Annotated in this window: 12 protein-coding genes; 9 read left to right on the top strand and 3 right to left on the bottom strand. The window is 53.9% G+C overall.

Features of this window, described 5'->3' with window-relative positions:
- Window positions 1-78 precede the first annotated feature (78 nt).
- The 7 genes from ABKW30_RS25225 (at window position 79) to ABKW30_RS25195 (ending at window position 8,774) form a co-directional block, all read left to right on the top strand.
- On the top strand, window positions 79-1,359 hold the full coding sequence (locus tag ABKW30_RS25225) for a cyclopropane-fatty-acyl-phospholipid synthase family protein (RefSeq protein WP_348601701.1): 1,281 nt from the start codon (window positions 79-81) through the stop codon (window positions 1,357-1,359).
- A gap of 321 nt (window positions 1,360-1,680) precedes the next feature.
- Window positions 1,681-3,174, top strand: coding sequence for a replicative DNA helicase (locus ABKW30_RS25220; protein ID WP_348601700.1), 1,494 nt, complete (start codon window positions 1,681-1,683; stop codon window positions 3,172-3,174).
- A gap of 4 nt (window positions 3,175-3,178) precedes the next feature.
- Window positions 3,179-4,348, top strand: a complete 1,170-nt coding sequence (alr, locus tag ABKW30_RS25215; RefSeq protein ID WP_348601699.1) for an alanine racemase — start codon at window positions 3,179-3,181, stop codon at window positions 4,346-4,348.
- Complete coding sequence (gene radA, locus ABKW30_RS25210; protein WP_348601698.1) at window positions 4,348-5,748, top strand: DNA repair protein RadA; 1,401 nt, start codon at window positions 4,348-4,350, stop codon at window positions 5,746-5,748. The genes alr and radA overlap by 1 nt, the downstream gene beginning before the upstream one ends.
- Window positions 5,749-5,782: 34 nt before the next feature.
- Entirely contained in the window at window positions 5,783-6,382 is a 600-nt protein-coding gene (locus ABKW30_RS25205; RefSeq protein WP_348601697.1) for a CvpA family protein, read from the top strand.
- A gap of 136 nt (window positions 6,383-6,518) precedes the next feature.
- A complete protein-coding gene (purF, locus tag ABKW30_RS25200) occupies window positions 6,519-8,012 on the top strand; it encodes an amidophosphoribosyltransferase (RefSeq protein ID WP_348601696.1) in 1,494 nt (497 codons plus the stop codon).
- A 9-nt stretch (window positions 8,013-8,021) separates the two neighbouring features.
- On the top strand, window positions 8,022-8,774 hold the full coding sequence (locus ABKW30_RS25195; protein WP_348601695.1) for an SDR family NAD(P)-dependent oxidoreductase: 753 nt from the start codon (window positions 8,022-8,024) through the stop codon (window positions 8,772-8,774).
- Here the strand turns inward: ABKW30_RS25195 and ABKW30_RS25190 are convergent.
- On the bottom strand, window positions 8,771-9,823 hold the full coding sequence (locus ABKW30_RS25190) for an AraC family transcriptional regulator (RefSeq protein ID WP_348601694.1): 1,053 nt from the start codon (window positions 9,821-9,823) through the stop codon (window positions 8,771-8,773). The genes ABKW30_RS25195 and ABKW30_RS25190 overlap by 4 nt on opposite strands.
- Before the next feature lie 146 nt (window positions 9,824-9,969).
- Here ABKW30_RS25190 and ABKW30_RS25185 point away from each other — a divergent pair, with 146 nt between their 5' ends.
- The gene (locus tag ABKW30_RS25185) at window positions 9,970-10,677 is read left to right on the top strand and encodes a hypothetical protein (protein WP_348601693.1); all 708 of its coding nucleotides are present in this window, start codon (window positions 9,970-9,972) and stop codon (window positions 10,675-10,677) included.
- Window positions 10,678-10,719: 42 nt separating this feature from the next.
- Window positions 10,720-11,709 (top strand): alpha/beta hydrolase, encoded by a 990-nt coding sequence (locus ABKW30_RS25180; protein ID WP_348601692.1) that lies wholly within the window; start codon window positions 10,720-10,722, stop codon window positions 11,707-11,709.
- A 17-nt stretch (window positions 11,710-11,726) separates the two neighbouring features.
- Here the strand turns inward: ABKW30_RS25180 and pssA are convergent, their stop codons facing one another.
- Together pssA and ABKW30_RS25170 are read right to left on the bottom strand one after the other, a co-directional pair.
- Window positions 11,727-12,569: a CDP-diacylglycerol--serine O-phosphatidyltransferase gene (gene pssA / locus ABKW30_RS25175; protein ID WP_348601691.1), complete on the bottom strand. Its 843-nt coding sequence runs from the start codon at window positions 12,567-12,569 to the stop codon at window positions 11,727-11,729.
- A gap of 3 nt (window positions 12,570-12,572) precedes the next feature.
- Complete coding sequence (locus ABKW30_RS25170; RefSeq protein ID WP_348601690.1) at window positions 12,573-13,271, bottom strand: phosphatidylserine decarboxylase; 699 nt, start codon at window positions 13,269-13,271, stop codon at window positions 12,573-12,575.
- Window positions 13,272-13,312: the final 41 nt, after the last annotated feature.

Genomic DNA, 13,312 nt, shown 5'->3' with positions numbered 1-13,312 from the left:
GAGTCCACCCATGCCCGACCAGGACTCCCTGCGAGTCGCCTTATGGCCGAGCTCTATCGTCTATGATGGAGATTGTTCATGAATGCACTTTTACGAGCCGCCCTTTCGCGGATGATTCACACTGGCACTTTAAAAATAACAGACTCGACCGGCAAAACCCGCACCTTTGGCGACGGGACCGGTGAGGAATTTCACTTCCGTATCAATACGGCTGCGGCAGAACGCAGGATCGCTTTCGATCCGTCCCTGCATTTTGCGGAAGCCTATATGAACAGCGAAATCGATGTTCTGCAGGGCGATATCTATGATGTCCTGAAGCTCATCTTTGAAAACACCGGAGCCACGGCGGCTAAAGAGCCGTGGATGCTGGCTATTGAAGGCATTCGCCGGGCAACGCGGCGTCTGCACCAGATGAATAATCTGACCCGCGCTTCGAGTAATGTGCAGCGGCACTACGATCTCTCGGAAGATTTGTACCGACTGTTCCTTGACACCGACATGCAATATTCCTGCGCCTATTTTGAAAGGCCTGATGCAACGCTGGAAGAGGCTCAACTCGCTAAAAAGCGTCATATAGCCGCTAAAATGCTGGTCGGGAAAGGTCACAAGACTCTCGACATCGGCTGCGGCTGGGGTGGTATGGGGCTTTATCTTGCGAAGCACCTTGAGGCCAATGTCTTGGGTGTTACCCTCTCCCAAGAGCAACACGGCATTGCCAACAAACGCGCTTTCGAGGAAGGCTTGTCTTCGCAGGCACAATTCAACCTGCAGGACTACCGGACGATCAATGACAGCTTCGACCGGATAGTTTCGGTCGGCATGTTCGAGCATGTCGGTATCGGTCATTTTTCCGAATACTTCCAGCACACGGCTCGCCTGCTGAAGAAGGACGGTGTATTCCTGCTGCATTCCATAGGGCGCTCTGACGGGCCGTCCTATACCAATGCCTTCATCCAGAAGTACATCTTCCCCGGCGGCTATATTCCTGCCTTGTCCGAAGTGCTTCCCCACATCGAAAAGGCTGGCCTTTACGTTACAGACATCGAAATCCTGCGTCTTCACTATGCCGATACTCTGCGCATCTGGCGTGAGCGCTTCATGGCAAACCGTGACAAGGCAAAGGCGATCTATGACGAACGCTTCTGCCGGATGTGGGAGTTCTACCTGGCAGCCTCGGAATCAGCATTCCGCTGGCAGAACCTCATGGTGTTCCAGATTCAGCTCGCGCATCGTCAGGAAGCCGTACCGCTGACGCGCAACTACATCGAGCAGGAAGAAAAGCGGCTGAAGCGGCTGGAGTGCGAACGCAGCTCTGCAAATAGTCAGGTGAAAACGCAGGAATCGATCGCCGGAAGGTGATTGAATGTTGCGTGCCTAATTGAGGTGAACCACATACTCTCCATCATCCTCGGGCTTGACCCGAGGATTCACTATTTTCCCAATGGAGATTGTATCCTCGGGTCAAGAATCCGAGGATGACGGAGAAGTAGGAGCTATTGCATCGCCTTTTCCACCCGACTCGACTTATAGTCCGCCACGAGAGTCAAGCAACAGTCTTGGTGGTCCGCATCTTATGTAGTCTACTTTGGCGGTCGCTATGTGGATTGCGGTGATAAGGGAATTCTGTCGCGCCATAACTTTCCCACTGGGCCATAGTAACGGCGAACAGGAAAAGATGAGATGGCTGAAGCTACGGTACGCAAGATCAACGAGGCGCAGGGCACGCTTTATCGCGAGGCTCCGAACAATATCGAGGCCGAACAGGCCCTCCTTGGCGCTATCCTTGTCAATAATGACGCGTTTTACCGTGTTTCTGACTTCCTGAGGCCAACGCATTTCAACGAGCCATTGCACCGGAAAATCTTCGAAGTCGCGTCCGATATGATTCGGATGGGCAAGATGGCCAATCCCGTAACGCTTAAAACATTCATGCCTGCCGATGCGAAAATCGGCGACATGACCGTCATGCAATATCTGGCGCGTTTGGCAGCGGAAGCAGTGACGATCATCAATGCCGAGGATTATGGCCGGGCCATTTACGATCTTGCAACACGTCGCGCCCTGATCACCATCGGCGAAGACATGGTGAATATCGCTTACGACGCACCTGTAGACGTAGCTCCACAAGGTCAGATTGAAGACGCAGAACGGCGCCTGTTTGAGCTGGCGGAAACCGGCCGTTACGATGGTGGTTTCCAGACATTCACCGATGCAGTCAAAAACGCCGTAGACATGGCCAATGCCGCTTTTATGCGTGACGGGCATCTTTCCGGTGTTTCGACCGGTATCCGCGCACTTGATGCGCGCATGGGCGGACTACAACCCTCGGATTTGATTGTACTCGCTGGACGTCCGGGCATGGGCAAAACATCGCTTGCCACCAACATCGCGTTCAACATTGCTGCGGCTTATGAACCTGAGCAATTGGCTGATGGTACGTTCAAAGCGAAGAATGGCGGCGTTGTCGGCTTCTTCTCACTGGAAATGTCTTCCGAACAGCTGGCAACACGTATTATTTCCGAACAATCGGAAATCAGTTCCTCCAAAATCCGCCGCGGTGAAATCAGCGAGGCTGACTTTGAAAAGCTGGTTGCCTGTTCGCAGCATATGCAGCGTGTACCACTTTATATCGATCAGACAGGTGGTATCTCCATCGCCCAGCTGGCGGCCCGTGCCCGGCGATTGAAGCGTCAGCGCGGACTTGATGTCATCGTCATCGACTATATTCAGCTGATGCAGGGATCGTCCAAGCGTGCATCTGAAAACCGCGTGCAGGAAATCACCGAAATCACCACTGGTTTGAAAGCTCTGGGCAAAGAGCTGAACACGCCAATCATCGCGCTCTCCCAGCTTTCCCGTCAGGTGGAAAGCCGGGAAGACAAGCATCCGCAGCTCTCGGATTTGCGTGAATCGGGTTCGATCGAGCAGGACGCCGACGTTGTGCTGTTTGTGTATCGCGATGAATACTACATCAAGAACAAGGAACCGAAGGCCGGAACTGAAGAGTATTTCAAGTGGCAGGCCGATTTGAATGAAGCTACCGGCAAGGCTGAGGTCATCGTAGCCAAACAGCGTCACGGCCCGACCGGAACTGTACGGCTGGCATTCCAGGCGGAATTCACCCGTTTTACCGATCTTGCCGAAGATTCGCATCTTCCCGAACGCTTCGAGTAAAAATTTGATCGCCAAAATTCCACGTATCACAACGACCGGAGCCGACCCCCGACTTGCCGGCGGGCGCCTTACCATTGATCTCGACGCTCTTGTTTCGAATTGGCTTCTCTTAGCTGAAAAGTCCAAACCAGCCCGTACCGCTGCCGTGGTCAAGGCAGATGCTTATGGGCTTGGCATAGTGCATGTCGTTCCCGTTCTATGGAAAGCCGGATGCCGTACATTCTTCGTCGCTGTCGCCGAGGAAGGATTGCGCGTAAAGGCCGTTGCGCCGGATGCGCAGGTCTTTGTGCTCAATGGTTTTTTTGCTGAAGCCTTTCCGGTTTACGAGCAATCCGATCTTATTCCGGTGCTCGGTTCGCTGAGGGAACTGGCTAGTTGGAAAGAGTTGAACGCTGGCCGCGCTGAAAAATTGCCCTATGCGCTGCACGTCGACACAGGCATGAACCGCCTCGGCCTGACCGTAACCGAAGCAGTTCGTTTTGCTGGCGAAGCCGCCGATGACAGACCTATCCTCCTGATCACGCACCTCGCCACCGCAGATGACCAGAATCATGCACTTAGCCCACGGCAATTCGAATCATTTCAAAAGCTTCGCGCCAATTTCTCCGGGATTGAATCAAGCATCGCCAATTCGCCTGGCATCTTCCATAGTTTAAATACCGGATATGAGTTGAGCCGTCCCGGCGTTGCCATGTATGGCGGCGAGCCCCTTTCGGGCATTGCCAATCCGATGCGCCCGGTCGTCACGGCTGAGGCCAGAATTATTCAGGTCCGCATGGGACTTAAGGGCGAGACTGCGGGTTATGGCGCTACAGCAACCCTTAGCCGCGACACGCGCATTGCAATTTGTTCTATAGGCTATGCGGATGGTTATTTGCGTTCCGCCTCTGGCAGTGGTGTACCCCTGAGACAAACACTCAATAGTGGTGGCATCGGGTTTATTGCGGGCAAGAAAGTTCCGGTTATCGGCCGTGTGACAATGGATATGACATCGTTTGATATCAGCGATCTGGACGAAGGTGACGCTCGCGAGGGAGATTATATCGAACTGTTCGGCACCAATATCAGCCTTGACGATGCAGCGCGCGCTGCCGGTACAATCGGATATGAGTTGCTTACCAGCCTTGGAAACCGCTATCACCGCCGCTACCTCTACAGCGGAAACGAGATTTAATGGCCAAGGCTAGAATTCAATTTATCTGCCAGAATTGCGGCGCTGTTCACACCCGCTGGGCCGGTAAATGTGACGCGTGCGGCGAGTGGAACACACTTGTCGAGGAAGGTACGTCCGGCGGTATTGGCAGCGGCCCCGGAAAACTTTCCGGTCGCAAAGGCCGCGCCGTGGCACTGACTACATTGTCCGGTGAAATCGAAGACGCGCCACGCATTCAATCAGGAATTGGGGAGCTTGATCGCGTCACTGGTGGCGGTTTTGTTCGCGGCTCAGCCATCTTGATCGGTGGCGACCCCGGTATCGGAAAATCCACATTGCTTACGCAGGCAGCTGCCGCCTTATCGCGTCAGGGCCATCGCGTAGTCTACGTATCGGGTGAAGAGGCGGTTGCGCAGATACGTTTGCGCGCACAACGACTGAACGCTGCCGATACCGATGTGTTGCTCGCTGCAGAAACCAATGTCGAAGATATTCTCGCGACCATTTCCGATGCGAAACGCCCTGACCTGATCATTATTGATTCGATCCAGACGCTTTGGACCGATGCAGCCGATTCCGCGCCCGGCACCGTTACTCAGGTACGCGCCGGAGCGCAGGCAATGATCCGCTATGCCAAGCAGACAGGTGCGGCTGTGGTGCTTGTCGGTCATGTGACCAAAGAGGGGCAGATTGCCGGTCCGCGTGTTATCGAACACATGGTTGACGCGGTGCTCTATTTTGAAGGCGAAGGCGGGCACCATTACCGGATATTGCGTACAGTAAAGAACCGTTTCGGACCGACCGACGAAATCGGCGTGTTTGAAATGTCGGATAAGGGTTTGCGTCAAGTCGCCAATCCATCCGAATTGTTTCTGGGTGAGCGCAATGACAAATCGCCCGGTGCTGCTGTTTTCGCTGGCATGGAAGGCACGAGGCCAATTCTTGTTGAGATACAGGCATTGGTTGCACCGTCAACACTTGGCACGCCGCGCCGCGCCGTTGTTGGTTGGGATGGAAACCGCCTTTCGATGATTCTCGCCGTGCTTGAAGCCCATTGTGGTGTAAGGTTCGGGCAGCACGATGTTTACCTGAATGTTGCCGGTGGATACCGGATAACAGAGCCCGCGGCTGATCTTGCAGTCGCATCTGCACTGGTTTCCTCTATTGCCGGTATTGCCCTTCCGGCAGATTGCGTCTATTTCGGCGAAGTCAGTCTGTCTGGCGCGGTTCGCCCTGTGGCTCACGCCGTGCAGAGACTGAAGGAAGCAGATAAGCTTGGGTTCAAGCAGGCTGTTCTTCCCAAGGGAAGCAACGATGTCGCAAAGAACGGCAATGCTCGTCTGACCGAAACGGCTTCGCTACCGGACCTAGTGGCCCGGATTGCGGCATCGGGACCGGGCAAGAGACAACGCGAAGACTGATCAATGATCAGTTTTGATATGAGGACTAAACGAAATGCCGATAACGTTGCTTGACGGAATACTATTGGGCATCACCCTTGTCTCGGCGGTCCTAGCCATGGTTCGCGGTTTTTCGCGCGAAGTACTGTCCGTTGTGTCCTGGGCTGCTGCTGCTGTCGCAGCTTATTTGTTTTACAAGCCTGTCGTGCCCTTTTTGGCGCCCTACATCAGCAACGAAACAATCGCACAGATCGCTGCCGCCGGTCTCGTCTTCATTGTAACCTTAATCGTGGTTTCGATAATTACGATGAAAATCGCCGACTTCATCATCGATAGCCGCATTGGTGCGCTGGATCGCACACTCGGATTTCTGTTCGGCGCAGCGCGCGGCGTTCTTCTTGTCGTGGTCGCCATGCTGTTCTTCAACTGGCTCGTTACGGACAATCAGCCGGCATGGGTAGCACAGGCGAAATCAAAGCCAATGATCGATGAGCTTGGTGCAAAGCTGGTGGCTTTGCTTCCGGAAGACCCGGAATCAACCATTCTCAAGCGCCTGAAACCCGGCACACCTGCGGCAACTGATACCGCACCGGACGGAACAACGACACCTGAACCGAAGGAAGACATTCCGCCGGAAGGCACAACTCCAGAGTAATCAGGCAAAAAGCATGAAACTGCGTCAATTCCGCTCTTGGGGTTTGCTTGGTAATACCCCATATAGTGTGGCATAATGCAAACTAGGCACAATTGACTCGATCCCAAGTGACCTTGGGCCGAAAGGGCTGGCGGCAATGACCGACATTTCTCGTGACGATAACCAATTGATGTCCCTTGATGATGACACACTGCATGAAGAGTGCGGTGTGTTTGGCATTTTGGGGCATCCCGATGCGGCGACGCTAACAGCCTTGGGGCTACATGCGCTACAGCATCGCGGCCAAGAGGCAGCGGGTATCGTATCCTACGATGGCAACCAGTTCTGCTCAGAGCGCCGTATGGGACTTGTAGGCGACCATTATACCAACCCTGCTACACTGGCCCAGTTACCCGGCGACCGCGCCATCGGCCATGTCCGCTATTCAACGACAGGTGATGCAGCGCTGCGTAATGTCCAACCGCTTTTCGCCGAACTGGAAATTGGCGGCATTGCCATTGCCCACAACGGCAATTTCACCAACGGCCTGACAATGCGCCGCAAGCTTATTGCCGATGGTGCTATCTGCCAGTCCAATTCCGATACGGAAGTTGTGCTGCATCTCATCGCCCGTTCACGCAGCACTTCATCCAGTGACCGTTTCATCGACGCGATCCGCCAGATGGAAGGCGGCTACGCAATGCTCGCCCTCACCCGCACAAAGCTGATCGCTGCCCGCGATCCGATCGGCATTCGTCCGCTTGTGATGGGTGACTTGGACGGAAAACCAATATTTGCTTCCGAAAGCTGTGCGCTTGATATTATCGGCGCAAAATTCGTTCGCGATATCGAGAACGGCGAAGTTGTGGTTTGCGAAATTCAAGCTGACGGCTCGATCAGTATCGAAACTTTCAAGCCTCAAAATCCAAAGCGCGAACGCCTTTGCCTGTTTGAATATGTTTACTTTGCCCGGCCTGACTCCATTGTCGGTGGCCGCAATGTTTATACTGCCCGTAAGAATATGGGTATCAACCTTGCCAAGGAAGCACCGCTTGAAGCGGACGTTGTCGTCCCCGTTCCGGATGGCGGCACGCCGGCGGCAATCGGTTTTGCGCAGGCGAGCGGTATTCCGTTCGAACTCGGCATTATCCGCAATCATTATGTCGGCCGCACTTTCATCGAGCCAACCCAGTCTATTCGTGCCTTTGGCGTTAAACTGAAACATTCCGCCAATCGCGCTGTCATTGAAGGCAAGCGTGTTGTTCTGGTGGATGATTCCATTGTTCGCGGCACAACGTCAGTAAAAATCGTTCAGATGATCCGCGATGCCGGTGCCAGTGAAGTGCACATCCGCGTTGCAAGCCCCATGATTTTCCACCCGGATTTTTACGGCATCGATACGCCGGATGCGGACAAGCTATTGGCAAACCAATATGCCGACCTTGATGCTATGTGCGCCTATATTGGCGCAGATTCGCTGGCTTTCCTGTCAATCGACGGGCTTTACAGAGCAGTGAGCGGAGCACCGCGTGATCCCCGCGCACCGCTGTTTACCGATCACTATTTCACTGGTGACTATCCGACCCGCCTTCTCGACAAGGATGGCCCGGATAATGTTCGTCAGTTTTCGCTTCTCGCAAATAACGGTTGAGTTCTCTTCATGATTTCTGACGGCAGTTTTCGGCTGGACGGCAAGCTTGCGCTTGTCACCGGCGCATCGCGTGGCATTGGCTATTACCTTGCAAAAGAACTTGCCGGACGTGGCGCTCATGTGATTGCGGTCGCCCGCACTGTTGGTGGCCTTGAAGAACTGGACGACGAAATTACCAAGGCTGGTGGTTCGGCAACGCTGGTTCCGCTCGACCTGACCGACCTGCCTGCTATTGACCGTCTGGGTGGCTCGATCCATGAACGCTGGGGCAAGCTCGATATCATGGTTGCCAATGCTGGCGTGCTCGGCACCATTTCGCCAATCGGCCATGTCGAGGCCAAGGTGTTCGACAAGCTGATGACAATAAATGTTTCAAGCGTATGGCGGCTCATACGGACAACTGACCCGCTGCTGAAGCTTTCCGATGCAGGACGGGCTTTGTTGCTTTCTTCCAGCGTTGCACACTCAGCGCGTGCCTATTGGGCTCCCTATGCCGCTTCGAAGGCTGCCGTGGAGGTCTTTGCACGGAGTTGGGCTGAGGAAACCAAGCAGACAAAATTGCGGGTGCATTCTGTCGATCCGGGCGCAACGCGTACTGCAATGCGCGCGCAGGCTGTTCCGGGTGAAGACCCGGAGACCCTGCCGACACCGGCCGAGGTTGCTGCAAAGATTGCCCTGCTCTGCGATCCGGCTATCGATGAAACCGGAAAGCTCTACAATGTGCGCTCCGGAAAACTGCTGAGTTACAACAACCCCAGTTAACCGGCGAGACGAATAACATTCGTTTCGTCAATAGGGTTGTGGCGGGCACGCCATGCTTTGGGGCTCATGCCGGTGACACGCAGAAACTCTCGATTGAAGTTTGATTTGGTCTGAAAACCTGCATCGAACATGATGCGCGTGATGGCTTCGTCGGTTTCTGCAAGAAGTTTGCAAGCTTCCTTCACGCGATAATCATTGACATATTGCGAGACGCTCATCGCTTTAACGCGATTGATGGCGTTGGATACCTGCCTGACTGAAAGCCCCATTTTCCGTGCCAGCCGGTTTAAATTGAGATCAACATCGCGATATGGCTGACGCGACTGCATCAATTCATCGAGCGCAGTGGCGACAGCAGCATCGTCCGATGTCGGTTGACTGGATAAGGCTGGCTCTTCGCTGCTTTCATCAGCCGCCGGTTGACTGGCACCTGCGACGGTCGCCGCAGCTCCCAGAACCAGCAAGCCGATAATATTGGCGATGGCGACGATACGACCGGAGTAAATCCCCCCTGTTTCAGCGAAATCGAAAGTCACCAGAATATCGATCATAGCCGAGCCCACTGTGGACAGCGCGGTAAGCTGCAACGCGCGATAAGATGTGATGACACCATCCAGCCGCGACGCACCAAGCACGTTGGGGCCAGCCCAGGCGAGCCGCACAAGTGCCGCCCCATAACCCAGAAAAATCAGAATGATCGTGAGTGAAATGGGGTCCGGCCAGAACGCAACAAAACCGGCAACCAGCAATGTCGGAATGAGATGCAACAACAAATAGGGTCGCTGTGAAGGCGGCCGTTCTGTCCGCAGACTGTCAAAACTCAGCCACGCGAGTGTCGGGGCGGCAGCAGCAAGTATCGCCTGGAGCGGCAAAATTTCTACAATATCGTAACCCCAACGCACTCCGATAACGACCGATTGTACAGCAGCGACAGTCAGCCAAGCCAGAAAAAACGGGTGCGCCCCTCCCTCGTCCTGCCGCCGGATCATTTGGATCAGCAGGATGAAAAGCAACAGGGCGACAACAAAAGGCAATGGCACGAAAAGCATTCGTCAGTTCCGCGTGAGACTTGGGCTCAATATGACCTTAATCGTGATCACGGACGACCTGAATTATGATCAAGGTCGAAAATATCCGGGCAATGCCGCTCCCTAATGCCGCGCTAATCCAAGCGCCGCACTTCAAGGAGATCATCATGCCAGGATTTTTCGCTTCACTTATCCTGCTCTTTACCACCCTTACGCCTGTCGCTGCCAAGGCCGAAATCCCAGCTCAACTGGATATGACTGCCATCAAGCAGGTAACGATTACCGGTGAAAGCAGTCGTATGGATTTCACGACAATAGATACGGTTCCCTACACCGCGACCATCACCGGCACACGCACGAGCTGGCTCGCAAGTTGGTACTCCAGCTGGTTCTCAAACAGTTGCGACACGAAAACAACAACTGAAATCAAAGATCAGGCATTAACGATCAACGTTGTGGAAACTCCGCTTCTCAGCATCTCAGATTGCGAGGTTCGGATCATCGTCAATCTGCCCGAAGGCGCAGACATCAACATAGAACAACATGCGCTGCTTGCCCATTTTTCCGGTCAATATCGCAGCATCCGCATCAATGGGAATACAGCTGATTTTTCGTTGGATGGCTATGTCTCCACACTTGATATCAAGGGAGATGCGGTCCGCAGCGACATGCGTTTTGATCGCACCAGCGGCAACGAAACGATCCGGCTGGATTCCCATGCACTTGACGCCTCCTTCAACTTTTTGAAGGGCACACCGATCAGCTATGCGGTGAAGGCCAATGCATCTTTCATCGACAGCAAACTTGCCAATACGCCGGGTGCGAAACCTTCAATCGATATCACGAGCGATTACGTCCGCGCGACCATCCGCTGAGCCCGCTGTCCCATCACAATCCAACAAAACGGAACTCTCATCATGAAAGCTCTTAAACTAGCCGCCTTCCTCGCGTTTGCCGCATGCACCACCTTTCAACAGGCTCACTCCGCCGGACTGCAATTCGTGGAAATACCTTCTGACAATCGTGGACCCGCCCTGACCGGGGCAGTCTGGTATCCATGCAATGGCAAACCGGAAAAAGTGGATATCGGTTTCGACTATTCGTTGGCAGTGAAAGACTGTCCCGTGAGTGGCAAAAATCGCCCGCTTATAGTTATCTCGCACGGCGTAGGCGGATGGATAGGCAATTATCACGGACTTGCGGAAATGCTTGCAGATAATGGGTTTATGGTCGCAGCGATCAACCATCCGCGCGATAGCGGCCAATCCAAAACCCGCGATCCCGGTGATATAGCCGCGATGACCCAGCGCCCTACCGACATGAAAAGGCTGATCGATTATTTTGTCGGCCCCGGGTCCCACGCAAGCCAGATCGATACTGCGCGCATAGGCGTGTTTGGTTTTTCCAGAGGCGGTAATACAGGTCTGGCATTGATCGGAGGCAAACCTGATTGGAAACTTTTGCTCAACAACTGCCCTGTCTATCCCGGCAACCGCTTTTGCGAGCAGATCAAAGCTGGCTCAGTTGCTGAAATGGAAAATGATGATCGTATCAGGGCTGCCGTTATAGTCGATCCTGCTGGAGGAAGCCTTTTTACCGCTGACGGCCTGAAAAATGTAGCTGTTCCGGTTCAATTATGGGGCTCAGAACGCGGCTTGGATGGCCTGTCTCCGGAAGACGCAGCAAGCATTGATCGCAACTTGCCGTCAAAGCCCGATTTTCATTTCGTGCGAAATTCCAACCATTTCTCGTTCCTGCCGCCCTGTACTGCCGAATTTGCAAAACTGGTAGCCGCATCAGGTGATATGGAACTTTGCAGTGATGAACCGGGCTTTGATCGCTCTGCATTCCACAAGCAGTTCAATGCCGACATTGTCGCATTCTTTAGCAAGCATTTGAGCGAATGACCCGACCGGCTTGGGCCTCAGGAAGAGGCCTCAGTGGCCTCTTCCTCTGTCGGGACAGCGGCAGCATCCGCGGCCTCGAAACGCTTCCATGCTTTGTAGCTGAAGGGGAGTGTCAGGAAGAAGGCGACGGTCGTTAGCGTCAGTGTTTCCCATGTGTAACTCATCAGGAAAGCTACATAAACGACAATAAACAGGAAGGTTGGCATAACCCAATCGGAGCGCAGCTTGGTTCCGGCTGCCTTACCGCTGTAAACCGGCAGGCGGCTTATCATCAATAGCGCAACGCCGACTGTGTAGGCAGCCGCTATGAAGGCAAATGTACGCGTGGGCACAAGTCCAAGAAATCCGAGATAGACCGGCAGCATTACAAGCATTGCCCCGGCGGGAGCCGGAACACCTGTGAAGAAGTTATTCTGCCATAGGGGTTTACCCACAACGTCAAGCATTACATTGAAACGGGCAAGCCTCAGACAGCAGGCGATACAATAGAGCAATGCCGCAATCCAGCCGAAGGAGCGCGCCTGATCCAGCATATAAGCATAGAGAACCAAGGCGGGAGCGACACCAAAATTGACGATATCGGCAAGCGAGTCCATCTGAGCGCCAAACTTGGATGATCCTTTCATCATCCGGGCAATGCGACCATCAACGCCATCAAGGAACGCAGCAAGCAGAACCATTGAAACGGCAAGTTCAAACCTGTTCTCAAACGCCAGCCTTATTCCAGTCAGACCGGCGCAGATGGCCAAAACCGTTATGACATTGGGAACCAGATAGCGCATGGGAATACGCGCACCTTTTGGCTCAGCGTGTTGACGATTCTCGTCAAACAATGGATCTGTTTCCGTTTCTGGCAACATTGATCAGCTTATCCGGACAAGCGGGGCGTTTGGCGCGCCACCGAATTCGGCGAGAACCGATTCACCGCCAACAGCTGTCTGGCCGACAGCAACGCGCGGCACGAAGCCCTGCGGCAGGTAAACATCGACGCGCGAGCCAAAACGGATAAGGCCAAAGCGTTCGCCGATAGAGATTGAGTTACTTTCGTCGACCCAGCATACAATGCGGCGTGCGACCAGTCCGGCAACCTGCACAACAGCAACTTCGCCATTCGGACTTTCAATAACCAAGCCATTTCTTTCGTTTTCGGCGCTGGCCTTGTCGAGTTCGGCGTTGAGGAATTTGCCGGGTTTGTGAACGATAGTCGAAATTCGGCCACGAACCGGGGCACGATTGATGTGACAGGAGAATACATTCATGAACACCGAAATGCGGGTCATTTCCGTATCGCCCAATCCAAGTTCGCGCGGCGGTACGGCTTGCCCCACCGCGGAGACGAGACCATCAGCCGGGCTTATAACCAACTTGTCGTCAGTAGGCGTTACGCGCTGGGGATCGCGATAGAAATAGATGCACCATGCAGTCAGGATCAGACCAATCCAGAATAGAGGCCCCCAAAGGTAGCCAAGAATGAGCGTTGCAACGGCGAAACCGGCAATGAACGGATAGCCTTCCTTGTGTATGGGTACGAAGGTGTTGCGGATCGTATCGACGAGGCTCATTCATCTATCCCTGATTTTAGCAGCATCAAATGTCGTTTAGT

This window comes from Phyllobacterium sp. SB3, from assembly GCF_040009165.1.
GTDB lineage: Bacteria > Pseudomonadota > Alphaproteobacteria > Rhizobiales > Rhizobiaceae > Phyllobacterium.
Note: the sequence above shows the minus strand (reverse complement) of the source record. Positions and strands in the feature narration are given on the sequence as shown.

Coding starts and splice junctions, on each gene's coding strand:
- ABKW30_RS25170 (WP_348601690.1), bottom strand. CDS start 13,271: ATGAGCCTCGTCGATACGATCCGCAACACCTTCGTACCCATACACAAG.
- pssA (WP_348601691.1), bottom strand. CDS start 12,569: ATGTTGCCAGAAACGGAAACAGATCCATTGTTTGACGAGAATCGTCAA.
- ABKW30_RS25195 (WP_348601695.1), top strand. CDS start 8,022: ATGATTTCTGACGGCAGTTTTCGGCTGGACGGCAAGCTTGCGCTTGTC.
- purF (WP_348601696.1), top strand. CDS start 6,519: ATGACCGACATTTCTCGTGACGATAACCAATTGATGTCCCTTGATGAT.
- ABKW30_RS25185 (WP_348601693.1), top strand. CDS start 9,970: ATGCCAGGATTTTTCGCTTCACTTATCCTGCTCTTTACCACCCTTACG.
- ABKW30_RS25220 (WP_348601700.1), top strand. CDS start 1,681: ATGGCTGAAGCTACGGTACGCAAGATCAACGAGGCGCAGGGCACGCTT.
- radA (WP_348601698.1), top strand. CDS start 4,348: ATGGCCAAGGCTAGAATTCAATTTATCTGCCAGAATTGCGGCGCTGTT.
- ABKW30_RS25180 (WP_348601692.1), top strand. CDS start 10,720: ATGAAAGCTCTTAAACTAGCCGCCTTCCTCGCGTTTGCCGCATGCACC.
- ABKW30_RS25225 (WP_348601701.1), top strand. CDS start 79: ATGAATGCACTTTTACGAGCCGCCCTTTCGCGGATGATTCACACTGGC.
- ABKW30_RS25205 (WP_348601697.1), top strand. CDS start 5,783: ATGCCGATAACGTTGCTTGACGGAATACTATTGGGCATCACCCTTGTC.
- ABKW30_RS25190 (WP_348601694.1), bottom strand. CDS start 9,823: ATGCTTTTCGTGCCATTGCCTTTTGTTGTCGCCCTGTTGCTTTTCATC.